Annotated in this window: 16 protein-coding genes and 1 pseudogene; 5 read left to right on the forward strand and 12 right to left on the reverse strand. The window is 67.4% G+C overall.

All coding sequences use genetic code 11. The annotated features are described in order from the left end of the window. Nucleotides 1-122: 122 nt before the first annotated feature. From ISN38_RS20075 to dxs, 5 genes and pseudogenes are all read left to right on the forward strand, one after another. Nucleotides 123-326, forward strand: a complete 204-nt coding sequence (locus ISN38_RS20075) for a hypothetical protein (protein ID WP_003466700.1) — start codon at nt 123-125, stop codon at nt 324-326. 156 nt (nt 327-482) lie between these two features. Continuing rightward, nucleotides 483-791 (forward strand): annotated as a pseudogene (locus ISN38_RS02195) (efflux transporter periplasmic adaptor subunit); the annotation flags it as partial. 187 nt (nt 792-978) lie between these two features. Beyond that, nucleotides 979-2,763, forward strand: a complete 1,785-nt coding sequence (locus ISN38_RS02200) for an acyl-CoA dehydrogenase C-terminal domain-containing protein (protein WP_058358618.1) — start codon at nt 979-981, stop codon at nt 2,761-2,763. A 102-nt stretch (nt 2,764-2,865) separates the two neighbouring features. Continuing rightward, nucleotides 2,866-3,531, forward strand: a complete 666-nt coding sequence (locus ISN38_RS02205) for an HNH endonuclease (protein ID WP_038236856.1) — start codon at nt 2,866-2,868, stop codon at nt 3,529-3,531. A gap of 138 nt (nt 3,532-3,669) precedes the next feature. Further along, the gene (gene dxs, locus ISN38_RS02210) at nt 3,670-5,583 is read left to right on the forward strand and encodes a 1-deoxy-D-xylulose-5-phosphate synthase (protein ID WP_003466688.1); all 1,914 of its coding nucleotides are present in this window, start codon (nt 3,670-3,672) and stop codon (nt 5,581-5,583) included. Nucleotides 5,584-5,949: 366 nt separating this feature from the next. Here dxs and ISN38_RS02215 read toward each other — a convergent pair whose 3' ends face one another. The 12 genes from ISN38_RS02215 to ISN38_RS02270 form a co-directional block, all read right to left on the reverse strand. After that, nucleotides 5,950-6,420, reverse strand: a complete 471-nt coding sequence (locus ISN38_RS02215) for a cupin domain-containing protein (RefSeq protein WP_038236853.1) — start codon at nt 6,418-6,420, stop codon at nt 5,950-5,952. A gap of 102 nt (nt 6,421-6,522) precedes the next feature. Continuing rightward, a complete protein-coding gene (locus ISN38_RS02220; RefSeq protein ID WP_038236850.1) occupies nt 6,523-7,284 on the reverse strand; it encodes a WecB/TagA/CpsF family glycosyltransferase in 762 nt (253 codons plus the stop codon). Further along, nucleotides 7,271-8,062 carry a polysaccharide pyruvyl transferase family protein gene (locus ISN38_RS02225; protein WP_206712042.1) on the reverse strand — a complete coding sequence of 264 codons (792 nt, stop codon included), beginning with the start codon at nt 8,060-8,062 and terminating at the stop codon, nt 7,271-7,273. Before ISN38_RS02225 ends, ISN38_RS02220 begins: the two co-directional genes overlap by 14 nt. Before the next feature lie 54 nt (nt 8,063-8,116). Continuing rightward, nucleotides 8,117-9,304: a GumK N-terminal domain-containing glycosyltransferase gene (locus ISN38_RS02230; RefSeq protein WP_003466679.1), complete on the reverse strand. Its 1,188-nt coding sequence runs from the start codon at nt 9,302-9,304 to the stop codon at nt 8,117-8,119. A 52-nt stretch (nt 9,305-9,356) separates the two neighbouring features. Then, entirely contained in the window at nt 9,357-10,862 is a 1,506-nt protein-coding gene (locus tag ISN38_RS02235; protein ID WP_058358620.1) for a lipopolysaccharide biosynthesis protein, read from the reverse strand. Next, nucleotides 10,859-11,908, reverse strand: coding sequence for a glycosyltransferase (locus tag ISN38_RS02240; RefSeq protein ID WP_003466677.1), 1,050 nt, complete (start codon nt 11,906-11,908; stop codon nt 10,859-10,861). The genes ISN38_RS02235 and ISN38_RS02240 overlap by 4 nt, the downstream gene beginning before the upstream one ends. After that, nucleotides 11,905-13,038 (reverse strand): glycosyltransferase family 4 protein, encoded by a 1,134-nt coding sequence (locus ISN38_RS02245; RefSeq protein WP_003466676.1) that lies wholly within the window; start codon nt 13,036-13,038, stop codon nt 11,905-11,907. Before ISN38_RS02245 ends, ISN38_RS02240 begins: the two co-directional genes overlap by 4 nt. A 43-nt stretch (nt 13,039-13,081) precedes the next feature. Further along, complete coding sequence (locus ISN38_RS02250) at nt 13,082-14,179, reverse strand: acyltransferase family protein (RefSeq protein ID WP_038236862.1); 1,098 nt, start codon at nt 14,177-14,179, stop codon at nt 13,082-13,084. Then, nucleotides 14,176-15,432 (reverse strand): hypothetical protein, encoded by a 1,257-nt coding sequence (locus tag ISN38_RS02255; RefSeq protein WP_038236859.1) that lies wholly within the window; start codon nt 15,430-15,432, stop codon nt 14,176-14,178. The genes ISN38_RS02250 and ISN38_RS02255 overlap by 4 nt, the downstream gene beginning before the upstream one ends. Before the next feature lie 241 nt (nt 15,433-15,673). Continuing rightward, a complete protein-coding gene (locus ISN38_RS02260; protein WP_003466670.1) occupies nt 15,674-17,134 on the reverse strand; it encodes an undecaprenyl-phosphate glucose phosphotransferase in 1,461 nt (486 codons plus the stop codon). A gap of 314 nt (nt 17,135-17,448) precedes the next feature. Further along, nucleotides 17,449-18,876 (reverse strand): GumC family protein, encoded by a 1,428-nt coding sequence (locus ISN38_RS02265; RefSeq protein ID WP_170873947.1) that lies wholly within the window; start codon nt 18,874-18,876, stop codon nt 17,449-17,451. Then, complete coding sequence (locus tag ISN38_RS02270; RefSeq protein ID WP_003466665.1) at nt 18,858-19,556, reverse strand: polysaccharide biosynthesis/export family protein; 699 nt, start codon at nt 19,554-19,556, stop codon at nt 18,858-18,860. Before ISN38_RS02270 ends, ISN38_RS02265 begins: the two co-directional genes overlap by 19 nt. Between the last annotated feature and the right edge of the window lie 14 nt (nt 19,557-19,570).

Genomic DNA, 19,570 nt, shown 5'->3' on the forward strand with positions numbered 1-19,570 from the left:
CGCCGAACTGACGCAGCTGGAAGCGCTGCTGAAGAAATTGCTGCGCAGCATGGAGGACCCGGCGTGAACGCACACGGCGCCGATGTCGCCGCCACACGCCCGGCACGGCAGCCGCGCCGCGGTTGCGCACGCTGCTGGCCTCCAAGCCGGCGCTGTTCGGTTTCGCCACCGGCACCAATCTGGCCTTCATCTCGATCCTGGCGGTGCAGCCGACACCGAGTTTCAATGCCGTCGCCACCTTCAACAGCGTGGTGCCGCTGCTGCTGGGCACGCTGGCGGTGAGCGTGGCGTTCGTGTTCGTGCCGCCGGTGATCGGCACGCGCTGACATCGCCGGCGCCTGCTGGAGCAACTGCGCCGACAGACCACACTGGGTGCGCGCGCGCCGCTGCCCGGTCTGCATTTGCGACTGGAAAGCGTCAACCGCGATCTGTTCCAGCAGATCGTCGCGCATACCCCGCCGGGCAGCGACGATCTGCGCGACCTGTGGATCTATGGCTATTTCGAGGAAACCAAGCTGCCGCGGGTGCACGTCGGCGACCGCGCCGACATCCGCCTGATGAGCGGCGGGGTGCAGCTGCACGGCAAGGTCGAAGGCATCGCCCGCGGCATTGGCGACAGCGACAACCCGACCAGCGCCTCCCTGCTCGCCGACGTCAGCCCCACCTGCAACTGGATCCGTCTGGCGCAGCGGGTGCCGGTGCGGGTACGCATCGATCCGGCCAGCGTGCCGCCGAATACGATCCTGGGCGCCGGCATGACCGCGACAGTGACGGTAAGTGGGGAGCCGTGATTCAAAGCCGGGATTCGTAATTGGGATTGGGGATTCGTAAAAGCCAACGGCGGGCCTCCGATCCATCCACTCCAAGCGACGGCCGTTACGAATCCCCATTCCCCAATCTCGAATCCCCGCCCCACATCCATACGCCGTAGTATCCTGCACACCTCGGCCGCGCCGCGGCCTCTGTTCGAGCGACCGCATGAGCACCTACCAAGCCCCGCTGACCGACCTGCGCTTCGCGCTGCACGACGTGCTGCAGGTGGAAGCGCTGTTCGCCCGCCTCGGCTATGCCGAGGCCACCACCGACGTGGTCGATGCCGTGCTGGAGGAAGCCGCGCGCTTCACCGGCAGCGTGCTGGCGCCGCTGAACCGGGTCGGCGACGAGCATGGCTGCACGCTGGACACCGCAACTGGCGCCGTCACCACCGCGCCCGGTTTCCGCGAGGCCTACCGGCAGTTCGCCGAGGGCGGCTGGACCGGGCTGACCGCGGCCACCGAGTTCGGCGGCCAGGGCCTGCCGCATACCCTGGGCGTGCCACTCAACGAGATGGTCAACGCGGCCAACCTGGCCTGGGGCAACTTCCCGCTGCTGTCGCATGGCGCGGTCGAGGCGCTGAAGCAGCACGGCGAGGCCTGGCAGCAGGAGGTGTTCCTGAAGCCCTTGGTGGACGGACGCTGGACCGGCACCATGTGCCTGACCGAGCCGCACTGCGGCAGCGACCTGGGCCTGCTCAAGACCCGCGCCGAACCCAATGCCGACGGCAGCTGGTCGGTCAGCGGCACCAAGATTTTCATCACCGCCGGCGAGCACGACTTCACCGACAACATCGTGCACCTGGTGCTGGCGCGGCTGCCGGATGCGCCGGCCGGCGCCAAGGGCATTTCGCTGCTGGTGGTGCCGAAGTTCAAGGTCGCCCGCGACGGCAGCGTCGGCGAGCGCAATGCGGTGCGCTGCGGCTCGCTGGAGCACAAGATGGGTATCCACGGCTCGGCCACCTGCGTGATGCACTTCGATGGTGCCGAGGGCTACCTGGTCGGCCAGCCGCACAAGGGCCTGCAGGCAATGTTTACGATGATGAACACAGCACGGCTCGGCGTCGGCCTCCAGGGCATCGGCCTGTCCGAGCGCGCCTACCAGAACGCCCTGCGCTATGCGCGCGAGCGTCTGCAGTCGCGCTCGCTAACCGGCGCCAAGCTGCCGGACAAGCCGGCCGACCCGATCCTGGTGCACCCGGACGTGCGCCGCATGCTGCTGACGGTGAAGGCGCTGACCGAAGGCAGCCGCCTGCTGGCGCTGCACGCCGCGACCCTGATCGATATCGCCCACCACGCGCAGGATCCGGCCGAGCGCGAGCAGGCCGATGTGCTGGTCAGTTTCCTGACCCCGATCTCCAAGGCCTGCCAGACCGAATGGAGCGTGGAGAACACCTATCACGCGCTGCAGTGCTTCGGCGGCCACGGCTACATCCACGAGCACGGCATGGAGCAGCTGGCGCGCGACGCCCGCATCACCACGCTGTACGAAGGCACCACCGGCATCCAGGCGCTGGACCTGATCGGACGCAAGACCGCGTCCAGCCAGGGCGCGGGGCTGAAGCTGTTCCTGGCGCAGATCGAGGCCTTCGCCGCCGAACATGGGGACAACCCGGCGCTGGCCGAGTTCGTCGGCCCACTGCGTGCGAAGGCCGGCGAATGGGCGGCGCTGACCAAGCGCATCCTGCAGCGCGCCGCCGGCAACGCCGACGAACTGGGCGCGGTCAGCTACGACTATGTGTTCTATTCCGGCTACGTGGTGCTGGCCTACTGGTGGGCGCGCAGCGTCGCCGCGGCGGATGCATCGGCGCACAGCGAGACGTTCAAGCAGTCCAAGCGCGAGACCGCGCGCTTCTACTACGCCAAGCTGCTGCCGCGCACGCTGACCCACGCCGCGGTGATCGAGGCCGGTGCCGAACCGCTGATGGCGATGTCCGACGCGCACTTCTGAGCAGCGCGCGCTGCGCGACCGGCGGCGCAACGCGCCGGTCGCACGGATCGGTCCTGCTTGGATACACAAATCGTCAACAATCGGGTATAAGCTGTTTTCCCGATGGAGACAGACACAACAACGCTTGGTCTGATCGATACCGGAGCCTTTGCCGCTTCGGCCGGCGACGCGTCGTTGCCGCCTCCCCCTGTTCACGCCCATCTGCCTTCGGTGCGACTGCTGTCGCTGGATGCGCATGGCCGGGTACTGGACTGGATCAACTGGCAATCGGCCGCCTGCCTGTATGCGCGCGGCGCGGTGGCCTGGACCCTGGGCGAGCCGTGCATGCACATCCATGGCGGCATGTCGCGCGCCAGCGGCGAGCGCAGCGTGCTGCACCTGCATCCGATCATCGCCGCGCGCGGCCATGCGCGCTCGCGTGCACTCGATCCCACGCCCACCTTGACCAACACCGCGCTGTTCGCCCGCGACGCGCAGCTGTGCCTGTACTGCGGCCAGCAGTTCAGCCGCCCGCACCTGACCCGCGACCATGTCATGCCGGTGTCCAAGGGCGGCCGCGACACCTGGGAGAACGTGGTCACCGCGTGTTTCCACTGCAATTCGCGCAAGGGCAACCGCACCCCGCAGCAGGCCTCGATGCCGCTGCTGGCGGTGCCTTACCGGCCGAGCTGGATCGAGCACCTGATCCTGTCCAACCGCAACATCCTCGCCGACCAGATGTCGTTCCTGAAGGCGCAATTGCCCAAGCGCTCCAAGCTGTCGCTCTGAACCGCACGCCGCCGCGCACTGCGACGGATTGCCGCACCTCCCGTCCAGCCTGGCCCGCGCCCGTGCGCAACTGAATGGGTTGCTTGCCCGTGCCCGGAATGGGGAGGAAAATGGACGGTCCGCTGAACCCGAATCCCGATGATCGACCCCACCCGCTATCCGCGCCTTGCGCGCATCCAGATCCCCGCAGAACTGCGCCGCTTCGAGGAGTCGGAACTGCCGGCGATCGCGGAGGAACTGCGCGCCTACCTGATCGAGTGCGTCGGCAAGAGCGGTGGCCATTTCGGCGCCGGGCTGGGCGTGATCGAACTCACCGTGGCCCTGCACTATCTCTACGACACCCCGGTCGATCGATTGGTGTGGGATGTCGGCCATCAGACCTATCCGCACAAGATCCTGACCGGGCGCCGCGACCAGATCCATTCGGTCAAGCAGGCCGGCGGCGTGGCGCCGTTTCCCAAGCGCGATGAGAGCGAGTACGACACCTTCGGCGTCGGTCATTCCTCCACCTCGATCTCCGCGGCGCTGGGCATGGCCATCGCGCTGCAGCGCGCCGGCGACGAGCGCAAGGTGGTGGCGGTGATCGGCGACGGCGCGATGACCGCCGGCATGGCCTACGAGGCACTGAATCACGCCGGCGGCATGGACCCGGAACCGAACCTGCTGGTGATCCTCAACGACAACCGCATGTCGATCTCCGAAGCGGTCGGCGGGGTCACCAAGATGCTTGGCCGGATGAGCGGCAGCAAGACCCTCAATGCGATCCGCGAGGGCGGCAAGAAGATCCTCGGCGACAAGAAGAACAATCCCACCGCGCGTTTCGTGCGCCGCTGGGAGGAGCACTGGAAAGGCATGTTCGTGCCGTCCACGCTGTTCGAGGAGATGGGCTTCCACTACACCGGGCCGATCGACGGCCACGACCTGCCGGCGCTGATCGGCGCGCTGAAGACCCTGCAGACGTTGAAGGGTGCGCAGTTGCTGCACGTGATCACCACCAAGGGCAAGGGCTACGAGCTGGCCGAGGGCGACCAGATCGGCTACCACGCGGTTGGCCCGTTCGATCCCAGCAAAGGCCTGGTGTCCAAGCCGGGCGCCAAGGCAACGACCTATACCGACGTGTTCGGCGACTGGATCTGCGACATGGCCGCGGCCGAACCGGCGCTGCTGGCGATCACCCCGGCAATGCGCGAAGGCTCGGGCCTGGTGCGCTTCAGCAAGGAATACCCGCAGCGCTACTTCGACGTGGCGATCGCCGAGCAGCATGCGGTGACGCTGGCGGCGGGCATGGCCACGCAGGGCGCCAAGCCGGTGGTGGCGATCTACTCGACCTTCCTGCAACGCGGCTACGACCAGCTGGTGCACGACGTGGCGGTGCAGCAGCTCGATGTGCTGTTCGCGATCGACCGCGGCGGCGTGGTCGGCCCCGACGGCGCCACCCATGCCGGCAACCTGGACCTGAGCTTCCTGCGCTGCGTGCCGCACCTGGTGCTGATGGCCCCGGCCGACGAAGCCGAGTGCCGGCAGATGCTCAGCACCGGCCTGCGTCACGCCGGCCCGGCCGCGGTGCGCTATCCGCGCGGCATCGGTCCCGGCGTGGCGCCCGGCACCGCCCTGGAGACGCTGCCGATCGGCAAGGCGCAACTGCGCGTCCAGGGCGCCACGCTGGCGCTGCTGGCATTCGGATCGACCGTGGCCGCGGCCGAACAGGTCGGCCGCGAGCTGGGCCTGAGCGTGGTCAACATGCGCTTCGTCAAGCCGCTGGATCGCGCGCTGCTGCTCGAGCTTGCGCGCAGCCACGACGGCTTCGTGACCATCGAGGACAACGTGGTGGCCGGCGGCGCCGGCGCCGGCGTGGCCGAACTGCTCAATGCCGAAGGCGTGCTGCGCCCGCTGCTGCACCTGGGACTGCCAGACGCGTTCCAGCACCATGCTAGCCGCGAGCAGTTGCTGGCCGAAGCCGGCATCGACGCCGCCGGCATACGCGCGGCGATCCTGGCGCGCTGGCCGCAACTGGCGGCCGGCGCCAATCCGCCGTGCACCGCGGCCGGCTGAGCGCAATCCGCGTTGGTGGTGCGGCATGTGTGGCGTCGCCGGGCAATCGGCACGCCGCACATCGCGCGCTCAAGGCGCGATCACCTCTTTTGCACGTTGGCGTCGCGGGCCAGATAGCATGCCTTTGGGCAGCGGCGACAGCGTGCCCAGGATCCACGGCATGTGGTCGCCGCGGCGCACCTGCCACAGCCGCCTGGCTGGCGCCCGGTCACCAACACCCGATCCAGGTCGACTACCTGCGCCACTGACGGTACCGCCAACACCAGCAATAGCGCCCCCGATGCCTCTCAACGCGTTCGCCAACGGCATCGCAGCACTCCTCAGCAACATGGCGCGACGCCGCAGATCGCGCGGCGCCAGTGATGTTCAGCCTGCCAGCTTGGGCAGGTATGCGACCAGCGGATCGGTGGCGGGCAGCAATTCGAAGCGTTCCCACAGGAAGCCTGGCGTCACCACGCAGCGCACCAGGCTGTAGTCGTCCAGCGGCCGTGCCGCCTGCCAGCTGCCGGCCGGGATCACCACGGCGGGCAGGCCGCCGCGCTCGCTGGCGTCCATCCGGTAGCGCTGCAGGCCATGCTGCGGATCGAAGCTCAGCAAGTCCAGCGCACCGCCCTCCTCCCATTGCCAGGTTTCGTCGGCATCGATCCGGTGCCAATCGCTGCACTCCCCGCGCACCAGCAGGAAGCGGATCGCAGTGCAGGCCGGGCGCGTGGTGCCCCCGTGCTGGACCTGCAACGCGGAGGTGTGCACGCGCGCATAGCGCCCGCCTTCCGGGTGCGGCAGCAGCGACAGGTCGCGCAGCAAGGTAGCGATGCGAATGGACGATTTCGTAGACATGGCGCATTTTAATGCCTGCCGGCGGGCTTGGGCTAGACCACCGACGCGTTGGCCGTCCCGGCGATCGATACGCGCCGGCGGCCACCGGCTAGCCACGGCTGCCTAGCCCAGGTGCCGGCCGTTGCGCAGGCAGACGCCGAAGAACACCAGCAGGTCCCAGCTATAGCGCTTGAGCAGGCGTCGCGGTTCGCGCAACAGGCGGTACATCCACTCCATGTGCAGCCGGCGCACCCAGGATGGCGCGCGCTGGGCGTTGCCGGACAGGAAATCCAGCAACGCGCCGACCCCGAACAGCAAGCGCGCATCCAGCTGCGCTGCATGCTCGAGGATCCAGCTTTCCTGCAGCGGATTGCCGAACGCCACCAACACCACGTCGGCGCCGCTGGCGTTGATGCGCCCGGCCAGGGCGGCGCCCGCGGCGGCGAACTCGGCATAGCCGTCGCAGGTCCCGACCACGTCCTGGCCCAGCGTCTGCCGCAGCGTCTGCGCAGCGGCCTGGGCCACGCCCGGACGCCCGCCCAGCAGGAAGAAGCGCAGCGGCCGCCGGCTGTGCCGGCACAGGTACGGAATCAGGTCGGTGCCATTGAGGTTGCCGGCGAAGCGGCGGCCATGCACCAGCAGCGCGCCCAGGTCCATACCAATGCCGTCGTTGACGATGCGCACGCCCGGCGCGCGCAGCCGCGCGCGCAGCGCCTGACACTGCACCACGAAGTTGGTGTTGGCGAAGAACACCAGGCGCTGCTCGCCATGCGCCTGCGCCTGGAACAGCGCATCGGCGAACGCCGCTTCGGTGGTGCGTAGGATCGGATAGCCGCCCAGCGCCATCACCTCCCGGGGTTCGGCTTGTGGGTCACCAGAGGTCATGAGGAAAACTGTCCAACAGGCCGCGCTGCACGGCATTCAGATCGAATGGGACATTGCCGCCCAGGGCCAGGCACTCCTCCACGCTGTGGCCGGCATGCCACTGCATGCGCCCGGTGCCGTGGTAATAGTCGTCGTACTTGAACCGATCCTCGCCGTTGCCCCAGTCCAGGTACACCGACGGCACGCCATAGGCTTCGGCCAGGATCAGGCCGTGCAAGGAACTGGAAATCACCAGTTCCGCGGCCAGCAATTGCCGCACGAACCCGGCCGGCTGCCGGTTCGGCAGCACCAGCTGGTGATTGTAGCGCGCATATTTGTCCGACGGCTCGTTGAAGTGCGGCACGATCAGGAACGGCTGCCGCGCGGTCGGCGGCGCCAGCGCTTCGCGCGGGAAGAACAGCGGCATCAGCAGCCCGGGGTCGCCGTAGATCTCCGGCACGTCCAGGCCGCGCTCGCACAGGAAGGCGCGGGTCCTGGGTCCGCGTACGGCGCGCACGTCGAGCGTGCGGAAGGTATGGCGGTCGGCGCGGATCTTGCCGTTGACGCCACTGCCCCACACCGTGTCGCCATCGCTGGCGAAATGCAACACCGAGCCGATCGCGATCAGACGCTTGCGCTTGTCGCGCTTGTCCAGCAGGGTCCGGTCGCGCTGCCCCAGCACGTTGGACACGATGATCTTGGACAGGTGATCGCCCACGTTGATCTCCCCGTTCTTCGGCTTCCACCAGAACAAGGCGCGGCGCTCAGTGTAATCGATCCATTTTTGTAATGCGGACAATGCAAGACCCTCCTGTTGGTGCGCGCATGGCGCTCGACGGCGAATCGGTACTGATCAGGCGGCATCGCCTGCGAAAAGCCGGGTTTCCGGATACGCCGACGGATCCAGGACGCGGTCGGTGGTTTCGGACCAGCTCAGGCATTGGCGGTGGCGCACGTGCGGCGCGTGCAGCGCTTTCCCGATCGCCGCGACGATCGAAGCTTCGTCGCCCGGCGTATAGCCGAAGCGCGACTGGTAGCTGCCCACCACCGCGTTCGGGCACACCGCCGGCAGGCCGAAGAAATCGTACTGCAGCAGCTTCATTGAGCTGTCGGCCAGATACACCGGCACCTGCTCGGAGGCATACGGCGCGATGCCGAAGCGCGCGTGTTTGATGTAGCCGATGGTCTCGGCGTGCTTCATTTCGCCGTACACCACCACGTTGTCGCCGTAGCCCGGCGCGCGGCCCATGCCAGAGCCGATTACGTGGAAAGTCACCTGCGGGAAGGCGCGGCTGGCGACGACGAAGAATTCCGGATCGAACAGCATCGAGCCGACCGCCACCGCATGGATGCCCTCGGCGTACGGCGACGGATCGCCGAGCGTGTCCAGGTTGTGGTCCACCCCATGCCCGACATGGAACACGTTGTGGCGGCTGGAAATCTCCTCGGCCATCGCCGGCGACACCAGCGCGATCACGTCCAGGCTCGGCGCCACGCGCGCGAACTCGCGCTCGATGTAGTCGGCGACGTTGATCGTGCTCAGGCCGTCGGAAGCGCGGTAGACCTTGCGTGCGGTCGGGTTGATGCGTGCCGCCAGTTCGATGAAGGCCACCGCGATGCCGCTTTCGAACACGATCACGTCCGCCTCGCGCATCCAGCGCAGCAGCGTGGCCGGCGGCTTGGCCGCGTACAGCTTGAACATCAGGTCTTCCAGCGGTCGCAGCCAGCGCCGCCGCGTGTTGAACGGGTGCAACGGCGCGCGCCACAGGTAGCACTCCACGCCGTTGTGCTCGACCACGCTGTTGGCGGTGGCGTCCAGCGGTAGCCGCAGGTCGCCCTTGAGCCGCGACAGCAGGCTGTAGCGCAGCGAGAAGAAGCGCGTGGTGCCGCGCTTGGCAAGCTCGTCGGCGATGAAGTGGATATTGGCGCGGCGCGGCGTGCGGTAGTCGTGCGCGGACAGCACCAGATAGCACGGCGGACGTCCGGCAAGGGACGCCGCCGGTGCCGCAGCGAGCGTCGCCGACGCGGAAGAATCGCTCATGCCATCGCTCCTTTGCGGGAAGGGTGTTCGGGGAAAATCGACTGCGCGCACGTCATCGCTTGGCCCTGGCATCGCGCAACAGGGTGCGCATGTTGAGGATCGCCATCACGTCGCGGCGGAATGCCGGCCACAGCGCGAACACCAGCACGCAGCCCAGCGCCATGGCCAAACCGCCCACCGCCAGTTGCTGCCACAGCGAACTGCCGCCCCACTGTTGCGCGGCGAAGTACGCCGCCGCGCCTGCCGCGCCATAGCCGAGGATCGCGCGCAGGGCGTTGTTGAACAACTCCATGGCCGGCACCTGCGGCGCCACCTTGGCGATCCAGATGACCGACAGCGGCCACATCACCAGCAGGCCCAGCGTGTAGCCGATGGTCACGCCCATCACCCCCCAGACCGAGCCGGCGAAGATGCAGACGATCAGCATCACCCGCCCGACCACCGAATACACCAGCTGCTGGCGCATCAGGCCCTGCGCCAGGAACACCCAATAGGTGGCGTAGGACGCGGTCTGGAAGATGCCGCCCAGGGTTAGCACCTGGAACAGCGGCACCGCCGGCCGCCATTGTTCGCCGAGCACCAGCACGATCAGCGGCAACGCCAGTGCGCAGGCGAAGGAGAACAGCGCCACGATCAGGTGCACCATCACCGTCTGCCCGCGCAGCAGGAAGCTGCCGAAGCGCGGCGGGTCGTCCTGCAGCTGCGACAGCACCGGCAGCGCCACCGACGTGGCCGGCGCATTGATCTGGTTCAGCGGCATCATCAGCAGCTGGAACGCGCGGTTGTACAGGCCCAGCGCCTCGGCGCCGATACGGTGGCCGATGATCACCTGGCCGACGTTGCGGCTGGCGTAGCCGAGCAGCTGCGCGGCCATCAGGTTCCAGCCGAAGCTCAGGAACGCGCGCATCGGCGCGTCGCGACGATAGCCGCGCGGCAGCCAACGCGCGCAGACGCCGGCGATGGCCAGGTTGACCAGCGCCTGCACCACCTGTTGCCACACCAGCGCCCAATAGCCGTAGCCGGCCAGGGCCACGCCGACGCCGGCGATCAGGCCCATGACCTGCGCGCCGACATCGCTCAGCGAGACCTGACCGAAGCGCAGCCCGCGGCTGAGATGCGCGCGGTACTGGGTGGTCATGCCATTGAGCAGGAAGGTCACCGCCAGCGCCTGCGAAATGCCCAGCAGCGCCGGCTCGCGATAGAAGCGCGCGATCCACGACGAGGACAGGAACACCACGATCGCCAGCACCAGGCCGATGCCGCTGTTGATCCAGAACAGGTTATCGCGCTGCTCGCGGCTGACGTGCTTGGCCTGGATCGCGGCCGAGGACAGGCCGAAGTCGCGCAGGATCTCGGCCATGCCGACGATCGCGGTGACCATCGCCATCAGGCCATAGTCGTAGGGCGTCAGCAAGCGCGCCAGCAGCACGATGCCACCGAACTGCACCACCATCTTCGCCAGCTGCCCGGCCATGGTCACCGCCGCGCCACCGGCCGCGCGCGCGCCGAGGCTGCGCTGCGGCGGCGTGGCGGAACCTGGGGTTTCGGTCGCGCTCATGCCCGTGCCTCGTTGCGTACGCCGCATGCATCCAGATAGCTGCGGTAATGCTGCAGGCCGATCGCGCACCAGTCACGCCGCGACAGGTCCGGCACCGCGTCGGCGGGCAGGCGCCGTGCCTGCGCCAGCGCGTCGGCCAGTTGCGCCGCATCCAGCTCGCCCTGGTACAACAGCACCCAGCCCGGCCCGACCTCGTCGGCGATCGCCGCATTGGCCGCGCTCCACGGCGCCAGCACCGGCCGCGCCAGCGACAAGGCCAGCAGCAAGGTGCCGGAGTTGTGCATCTGCCGATACGGCAGCACCACCAGCTCGGCCTCGGCGACCTCGCGCGCCAGGACGTCGTCTTCCACATACTGCAGGCGCGCGCTGATCCGCGGATCGGCGGCGCAGGCCTGTTCGACCACGGCGCGGATCTGCGCATCGATCGGATTGCCGGCGATGCGCAGGCTCAGTGCCGGATCGGGCAAGGCCTGCAGCGTCGCGAGCAGGGTTTCCACGCCCTTGTAAGGACGCAGCAGGCCGAAATGCAGCAAACGTCCCGGCACCCGCGGCGGCTGCGGCATCGCCGCGTACCAGTCGCGGTAGTGCCCGTGCAGGATGGTGTCGGTGGCCGGCGCGCGTTCCGGCGTGGTCGCATTGATGCGGATCCAGCGTGCGGTCAGGCGATCGGTCCAGCGCAGCAGCAGGCGCTCGCGCCAGCCCTTGTCCTCGTGCGGCGCCACGTTGTGCAGCGTGCGCACCAGCGGCACCCCGCCGAGCTTGAGCCGTAGCAGCAGCAGCGCCATGCACGCCTGCTTGGCCAGCGTGCCCAAGGCAGTGGGATGCCGCATCATGTATTCCGGCCAGTGCACGTGCAGCACGTCGTAGCGCGACAGCAGCGCCGCGCGCATCGAGAAGAAACGCAACTGCACCTGCTGCGGCAATGCCGCATACAGCTGGGTCAGATAGGGATTGGTGGTCGCGGTCGGCCGTTCGGTCGACAGCAGCACGCTGATCGGCGGACCGGGCACGCGCGCATCGCCGCTGCAACGCGGTTCGCCGCTCATCGCCCCCCCTCCGTCTTGCCCAGTACCGCGCGGTATTCGTCCAGATAGGCGCCGACCACGTGCTCCCAGTCGTAGCGCTGCGCATAGGCCATGGCCGCTTGCCGCTGCGCGGGGAACGTCGTGTCGGTGGCGGCGGCATAGGCGTGTACCGCCGCGGCGGCGCGCTGCGGATCGGCCGGATCCAGCAGCACGCCTTGCGCCGATTCGCGCACCAGGCGCGCGAACGGCGGAATGTCGCTCAGCACCGGCAACAGGCCGGCGCTCATCGCTTCGACCGCGGCCAGGCCGAAGCCTTCGTGACGCGACAGGCACACGAAGTACTGCGCGCTGCCGAGCAGCTGCGCCAGTTCCTCCTGCGACGGCGCCACGCGCAGCTGCACGCGGTCCTGCAGGCCGCGTTCGGCGATCGCCTGCAGCAGATCGGATTGGGTGAAGTCGTATTCGCGCCCGGCCACGATCAGCTGCCAGGCAGGATCCTGCGCCGCCAGCGCGCGCAGCAGGTCCAGCGTTTCCAGCAAGCCCTTGTTGACCGACCAGCGCCCGAAATAGATCAGCGTGCGCCCCGGCGTGGCGCTGCCCTGCCCGGCGAACTTGCTCACGTCCACGCCGTTCTCGATCACCCGCAGGCGCTGCGGCGCGACCACCGCCGAGAACACCTGGCCATCGTTCTCGCTGGTCGCCACGACCCGCGCGTAGGCCCAGGCCGAGGCCCGGGTCAGCGTCTTGAACCACAGCATCTTCAGCCGCGAGGCATAGGTGGTATGGAAGAAACCGCCGTGGGTGGAGACGATCATCGGCGTACCGTGCAGGACCCGGGTCAAGGCCAGGAAGTCGTAGAAGAAATCGATCCCGTGCACGTGCACCAGGTCGGCGCCGCGCAGCGCCGCAAGCACCGTCGGCGCCAGCGGATAGCGCGAGGAACCGCGGAATGGCAGGCGCACGATCGGCACGCCCTGGTAGGCATCGCGCGGCGCGAGCCGCTCCTGCGGCCGGGTAAAGACCCGGTCCAGGGTCACCACTTCGACCTGGTCGCGGCCCTGCTGCAGATGCCGCCGCGCGATATTCAGCACGACCTCTTCCATGCCGCCCACGGACGGATGGAACTGGCGCACCACGTGGACCACCTTCATTGAACACTCCCGTGCGCCAGCGCACCGCATTGCGACGGCGCCATCAGGACGCCTCCGGCCGTGCCGGCTCGCGCCGCACCCCGATCATCCACGGCGCCACGCGCACGATCACCGCGCGCATTGGCACGCTGGCGAGCACCGCGAACACGCTCACCGACACCGCCCAGGCCGGCCCCCAGGCATCGCCGCGGACCAGGCCGGTGCGACTGGCAACGCCGGCCATGACCGAGAACAGCAGCGTATGCGTGCACAGGATCAGCAAGGTATTGCGCCCGATCCACTGCACCCACGCCCACTCCTGCACCAGCCGCGCCGCGCACAGCGCCATCGCGCTGCCGAGCAGGCTAGCGGCCAGGAACCCCAACGGCGAATGGCCGAACTTCATCATGTTCACGTCCACGCGGCCGTTGTTCCAGGCGATCGCGAACCACGCCGCCGCCAGCAGCAACGCCGCCACCGCATTGCCGGTGCGACTGGTCGGCAGCCAGCCGCTGCGCTTGGCCGCAGCCGCGCCGAGCGCGAAGAAGCACAACGACACCGGCAATACATCCAGCGCAAACGGAAGCCGGTAATCCTGGGTCGGGAACCAGATCGCCCAGCCCCAGGCCAGCAGCAGCGACAGCACCGCCAGCACGTCCAGCGACAGGTGCCGGCGCAGGTACAGATAGCCCAGCGTGGTCACGAACAGCGCCGGCAGGAACCACAGCGCCGGCATCACGTACAGCTTGGGTCCGATGCCGCTGACCAGGCCCAGCAGCGGCTCCCACCACGGCCGGTCGCCCCACAGCTGCGCCTTGGAACCGATGTGGCGGGTCAGCATCCAATACGCGTAAGCGACCAGGAAGAACCCCAGGTACGGCAGCAACAGGCTGCGCGCCAGTTTGGTCCAGGTCGCCACGCCCAGCGGCCGCTTGCCGAACGCCTCGCCGACCCAGCCGGACAGCACGAAGAACATGGGCACGTGGAAGCTGTAGGCCAGGATCACATAGGCATGCGGGATGCCCTTGGCATGGCCAAACACCACCAGCAGGATCGCCAGCGCCTTGGCCGCATCGATCCGCGCATCGCGCGTGCCGCGCACGCCGGCGCGGGCCGGCTGCTCGGCCAGCACCGTCTGCACCGCCTGCGTGTGCGCGCTCATGTCGCCACCGCCGCACGCGGCGGCGTGTCGCTTGCCGGCGGCAACGCATCCGGCGCTGCGCGCCTCGGCGCCATCTGCCACAGGCAGCCGCAGACGAACCACCACAGCGCCGCGGTCTTGATCGAGAAGTAGCCGTTGGACACCAGCAGGCTCAGCGCGAAGGCGAAGATCAGCAGGTTCTTGAACAGCTGGCCCTCGATCGTGCGCATCAGCATCGCGAACGAATAGGCGAGCAGGAATGCAAGCACCAGCACCACCGACTGGGAGGAGATGAAATAAGCGATGCCGCTATCGAAGTATTTGTACGGCATGTCGAAATCCAGGCCCAGCCACGACTCGGCAGTCATGTTGCGCATCGAATAGACGGTGAAGAACACCCGCCCCAGCGTGGTGTCCTCGTAGCTCTGGATGCCCGACGCCCACACCATCAGCCACGCGCCCAGCAGCACGCCGAAGAAGATCAGGAACCCCAGGCGCTGGTCCATGCGCAGCAGCAGCGGCGTCAGCGCCACCATCATCACGCAGGTGCCGGCGGCCAAACGCCCGTCCGATGCCACGATCAGGAAGCCGATCATCGCCACCGACACGGCGATGCCCACCGGCCGCATCCAGCGCCAGAAGGTCAGCAGGATCGCGGTGAAGAAGATGATGAAGTTGCCCATCGTCACCGGCTCGATGAACACCGAGGACGCACGCGGCAGGTTGGAAGACGGCAGGAAGTTGCGCGCGCCCGGCCGGGTCGCGCTGACGAACAGGTTGCTGTCCTGGTTCCAGAAACTCGACGCGCTGGCGCCGCGCGCATTGACGAAGTAGCTTTTGGGATTGACCACGTCGCCGTATACATTGGGCAGCGCCAGCTCGAACGCCGCCACCAGCGACACGACCAGCGCCATGCGCAGGAACAGCTTGGGCAGCGAACCGGTATAGGCCGCGCCCAGCACCAGGAACGCGAACGGGATCAGCGCGTCGCGGAAGAACTTGGGATCGATCGACCAGACCAGGAACAGCCGCACGAGCATCAGCACCGCCAGCAGGCCGATGCCGGTGAACACCATCGCCGTGCGCTTGCGGTCCAGCGACCACAGCCCGATCAGGAAACAGGCGCCGTAGATCGCCACTTCCACCACATAGGTCATGGCCGGGCTGACCCGGAACACCTTGGCGTTCACCACCGCGAGCAGGAAGTTGTAGCCGATGGCGAACAGCAGCACCAGCTCGATCAGCAGGTTGTGGCGCTGCTCGCGCAGCGTCATCGGCGGGGCATCGATGGCGGTGTTCAGCACGCGGCACCTCGCTGCGCCACGCGAGGCGCCACACGCTGCGACAACGGCCGCCGCCACGCAGCCAACGCGGCACGCCCCGCGCACACGACACGGCGGCAAACGAACTCGATGGCGCTGCGGCACGCGGCCCAGCCGACGCCGCCGCCGCTGCCGACGACGGGGCAGCGCCGGCAGTGGGGACGGTCGGCGCGATATCGGTACATCGGGCCCATCAGTAGGCTGTCTTCTGCCCGAGCACCTTCACTGCGGTGAGCACGATGATCCGCGTATCCAGCCACAGCGACCAGCGCCGGATGTAGTCCAGATCGTACTGGATGCGCTTCTTCATCGTCCGCAGTTCGGGCGTCTCGCCGCGGAACCCGTTGACCTGGGCCCAGCCGGTGATGCCCGGCTTGACGTAGTGCCGCTGCATGTAATGGTTGATCAGCTTTTCGTAGTGGGTGTTGTGCTGCGCCGCATGCGGCCGCGGCCCCACCACCGACATGCTGCCACCAAGCACGTTGAACAGCTGCGGCAGCTCGTCCAGGCTGCTGCGGCGCAGAAACGCGCCGAACGGCGTGACCCGGCTGTCGCCGCGCTTGGCCTGCACCACCACGTCGTTGGGTTCCTGCTGCACGCGCATCGAGCGGAACTTGTACATGTAGAACTCGCGCCCACCCAGGCCATGGCGGCGCTGGCGGAAGAACACCGGACCTGGCGAACTCAGCTTCACGCCCACCGCGATCGCCAGCATCACCGGCCACAGCATTGCCAGCGCGGCCAGCGCGACCAGCTTGTCCTGCAGCGCCTTGGCGACCACGAAGTAGGTGTTGCGGTCCACCCCGCCTTGGCGCAGGTTGATCACCGGCACGTTGCCGATCTGGTCGCCGGACTGGTTGAGCATACCGAAGTCGAACAGGTCCGGGATCAGCCTGACCTGGATCGGGTAGCGGTCCATCTGCTGCAGCAGTTGCTTGATGTGGTCGCGCTCGCCCAGCGGCAGCGAGATCCACACCTGCTCGACCTCGTTGTTGTTGAGGTAGTCGATCAGCGATTCCGGCGTGCCTGCTCCCAGGCACTGCAGCTTCTTCGGGTGGTCGGCCACTGACAAGTCGTAGTCGCTGCTGAAATAGCCGACCAGCTGCATGCCGACCCACGGATTGCGGCTCAGGTAGTTGTGGATCTTGACCACAGGATGGCGCAGGCCCACCACCACCACGCGCTGCACATCCACGCCTTCCGAGCGCAGGTGGTTCAGCACGCCGCGCACCATGGTGCGCGAGACCAGCAACGTGGCCAGGCTGGTGACGAACCACAGGCCGATCCACAACCGCGAGACCTGCTGCCCGAACTGCACCACGAACGCATGCACCGCGAACAGCGCGAACACGCCGCCGCAGGCCAGGCTCAGCACCATCATTTCGCGCAGCAGGCCGCGTCCGCGCCAGCTGCGGTACAGCGGGAACAACGCAAAGCAGATCACCGCGTACAGCAAGGTGGTACCGATCGCGACCCGATAGGACGCTTCCGGCAGCCAGCTGGAGAACAGCAGGCGGTGGGTCAGCAGCGCGCCCGCGACGATGACCGTCAGATCCGACACGCGTAGCAGGATGTCCGCGGCGGCTGCATATTTGGACAGCAGGCGGGGGGACGATGTCGTATAGGTGGCGCTACTCAGGTCTGCAAGAAGCATGGCGGGATTCCCATCCAAACTCGGTCGGTGGCATGCGGGGGAACATGCGACGTATGCGAGCCTCGATCTCATCTGCCAGTGGACCGCTGCGGTGACTTCCTCACCGACCCCAGGTCCACGGCAGCCCGTGTTAATTCAAGACAAGGACGACTGCGTACAACTGGTCAGGAAAATAATGGAGCACCTCCTTACTTAGCTGAATCACGTATCACCTCGCTGAAGAATTTGCGTAGAAAAAAGACGATGTGCCTGCGTCGTCGCATCCGCCGCGATCGCGATCAAGCCGCATCGCCCCAGGCTGTGCGCCATGCGCTTCATGCCACGGCCGCCGCATTGGCTTCGCGCAGGAAATAGCGGATCAAGGCGATGGCGATGGCCGAGAACAGGCCGAACACGAACGCCAGCGCCAGGTTCAGCAAGATCTTCGGCGAACTCGGCTTGCCCGGCACGTCAGCGCGGTCGATGATCGACACATTGTTGGTGCCCACGTTGCCGGCCACGCCGATCTCCTTGTAGCGCTGCAGCAGCGCGTCGTAGAGCTGGCGGTTGGTGTCGGCTTCGCGCCTGAGCATGTTGTAGCGGATGCTGCGGGTCTGCAGATCCAGCTCGTCGTTCTTCAGGGTAGAGATGCGTTCGGACAACAGGGTCTCCTGCTGCCGCGCCGCTTCGTAATCGTTCTTCAGCGCGCTGCGGATGTTGGCGATCTCGTTACCGATCTGGCGCTTGGTCTCGGCGATCTGGTTCTGCAGGCGCTGCATCTCCGGATAGCCGGGCTGGAAGGTGGCCAGCTTCTGTTGGTAGTCGGCCTCCAGCTTGGCCTGCTCGGTGCGCAGGCCCTGGATCAGCGGGCTGCTGATCACCTGTGGCAAGCCCATGCCGTCGCCGATCCCGGCCTGGCGCCAGGCCGACTCGGCCTTGATCCGCGCATCCTGCGCGGCCGCCAGGCGCACGTTCAATTCGCTCATGTTCTGCGTCGGCAGCGACGGCTTGTCGTCGCCCAGCGACACGATCTGCTCCTTGCTGGAGTAATCGACCGCGTTCTTCTCCGACTCTTCCACCTTGGCGCGCAGTTGCTCCAGACGCTCGGACAGGTACTTGGCGGCGAACGAGGACGCCTGCAGGCGCCGCTCCTGGGTCGAGGCGATGAACATGCGCGCGTAAGTGTTGGACACGCGCGCGGCCAGCACCCGATCCGGCGAATCGAAGTTGATCCGCACCAGCCGCGAATCGCGCACCGGCTCGATCATCAACGCGTCCAGCACCGGACCGACCAGCGCGTTCTCGGCGGCGGCGGCGCGCGCCTGCGGCGACGGCGCGCGGCCATCGCCATTGCCTTGCAGCTTCTCCAGCGCCTCATCGATCAGCGGCTTGAACGTCGGCTCCTGGGTCAGGTGCGCCTCGCGGATCACCGCCCGCGCCAGCGAGCGGCTGCCGAGCAGTTCGTACTGGGTCTGGTAGAAGTCGCGATCCTGCGGCGATTCCACCGGCATCAGGTTCGCCACGTTGGTCACGTTCAAGGACTCGCGCTCGATCTGCAGCACGCTGGTGGCGCGGTACTTGGGGGTCATCAGTAACGTTACCAGCAGCGCCAGCAACACCACCGCCGCGGTGATGCCGACGATCAGCCAGCGCTGCCGGTACAGGGCGTTCCAGTAGTCCAGCAGGCTGATGTCGGCAGGACTAAGCGGCGCGGAAGAAGTACGGGTGTGCATGCTCGAGAGACTCATCGGTATGCCCGCCAGACCATGACGAACGGGGTCAGCTGCACCATGGTGCGCAGCACTACAAGCGCATCGGAGCGATACACCACGACGATGTCGCCGCCGTAGATTTCAGGATCCGGCGAGATGCCCTTCTGGATATCGCGCAAATCGAAACGGGCCAGCATCTTCTGCCCGCCGACGTTGCGGAACACCACCACGTTGCCGCGGCTGGCCACATCGCTGACGCCCTTGCCCAGCGACAACGCCTGCTGCAGGGTCAGTGCCGACCCGGCGATCGGATAGATTCCCGGCTCGCCTACCGCGCCGGTCACGGTGACCCGGTTGCCGGTGAACTCGTTGACCAGCACCGACACCTGCGGGTTCTGCAGATAGCCGTTGCGGTAGCGTTCGGTGATGTCCTTCTGCAATGCGTTGACGCTGAGCCCGGCCGCCTTGATGTCGCCGACCAGCGGCAGCGAGATGCGGCCTTCGTTGTCGACCCGCACCTGGCGCTCGAGGTCGTCGACCTGGAACACCTTGACCGTCAGCAGATCGCCAGGACCCAGCAGATATTCCGGCTGACCCATAGAGCCGGCCAGCGGATCGCCAGGCGGCAGTTCCGTCCGCATCTTCGGCCCGCTGCTGCAGGCGGACAGGAAGACCAGACTGGAAAGGGCCAGGCACCATGCCCAGTTGAACGTACCGGAGAGTTTACCCATGTGCGATGCAGATG

The sequence above is a fragment of the Xanthomonas translucens pv. undulosa genome (assembly GCF_017301775.1).
Taxonomy (GTDB): domain Bacteria; phylum Pseudomonadota; class Gammaproteobacteria; order Xanthomonadales; family Xanthomonadaceae; genus Xanthomonas_A; species Xanthomonas_A translucens.

Bases quoted from the DNA above. Each gene is read 5' to 3' on its own strand.
- ISN38_RS02200 (WP_058358618.1), top strand. From the start codon at position 979: ATGAGCACCTACCAAGCCCCGCTGACCGACCTGCGCTTCGCGCTGCAC.
- ISN38_RS02205 (WP_038236856.1), top strand. From the start codon at position 2,866: ATGGAGACAGACACAACAACGCTTGGTCTGATCGATACCGGAGCCTTT.
- dxs (WP_003466688.1), top strand. From the start codon at position 3,670: ATGATCGACCCCACCCGCTATCCGCGCCTTGCGCGCATCCAGATCCCC.
- ISN38_RS02215 (WP_038236853.1), bottom strand. From the start codon at position 6,420: ATGTCTACGAAATCGTCCATTCGCATCGCTACCTTGCTGCGCGACCTG.
- ISN38_RS02220 (WP_038236850.1), bottom strand. From the start codon at position 7,284: ATGACCTCTGGTGACCCACAAGCCGAACCCCGGGAGGTGATGGCGCTG.
- ISN38_RS02230 (WP_003466679.1), bottom strand. From the start codon at position 9,304: ATGAGCGATTCTTCCGCGTCGGCGACGCTCGCTGCGGCACCGGCGGCG.
- ISN38_RS02235 (WP_058358620.1), bottom strand. From the start codon at position 10,862: ATGAGCGCGACCGAAACCCCAGGTTCCGCCACGCCGCCGCAGCGCAGC.
- ISN38_RS02240 (WP_003466677.1), bottom strand. From the start codon at position 11,908: ATGAGCGGCGAACCGCGTTGCAGCGGCGATGCGCGCGTGCCCGGTCCG.
- ISN38_RS02245 (WP_003466676.1), bottom strand. From the start codon at position 13,038: ATGAAGGTGGTCCACGTGGTGCGCCAGTTCCATCCGTCCGTGGGCGGC.
- ISN38_RS02250 (WP_038236862.1), bottom strand. From the start codon at position 14,179: ATGAGCGCGCACACGCAGGCGGTGCAGACGGTGCTGGCCGAGCAGCCG.
- ISN38_RS02255 (WP_038236859.1), bottom strand. From the start codon at position 15,432: ATGACGCTGCGCGAGCAGCGCCACAACCTGCTGATCGAGCTGGTGCTG.
- ISN38_RS02260 (WP_003466670.1), bottom strand. From the start codon at position 17,134: ATGCTTCTTGCAGACCTGAGTAGCGCCACCTATACGACATCGTCCCCC.
- ISN38_RS02270 (WP_003466665.1), bottom strand. From the start codon at position 19,556: ATGGGTAAACTCTCCGGTACGTTCAACTGGGCATGGTGCCTGGCCCTT.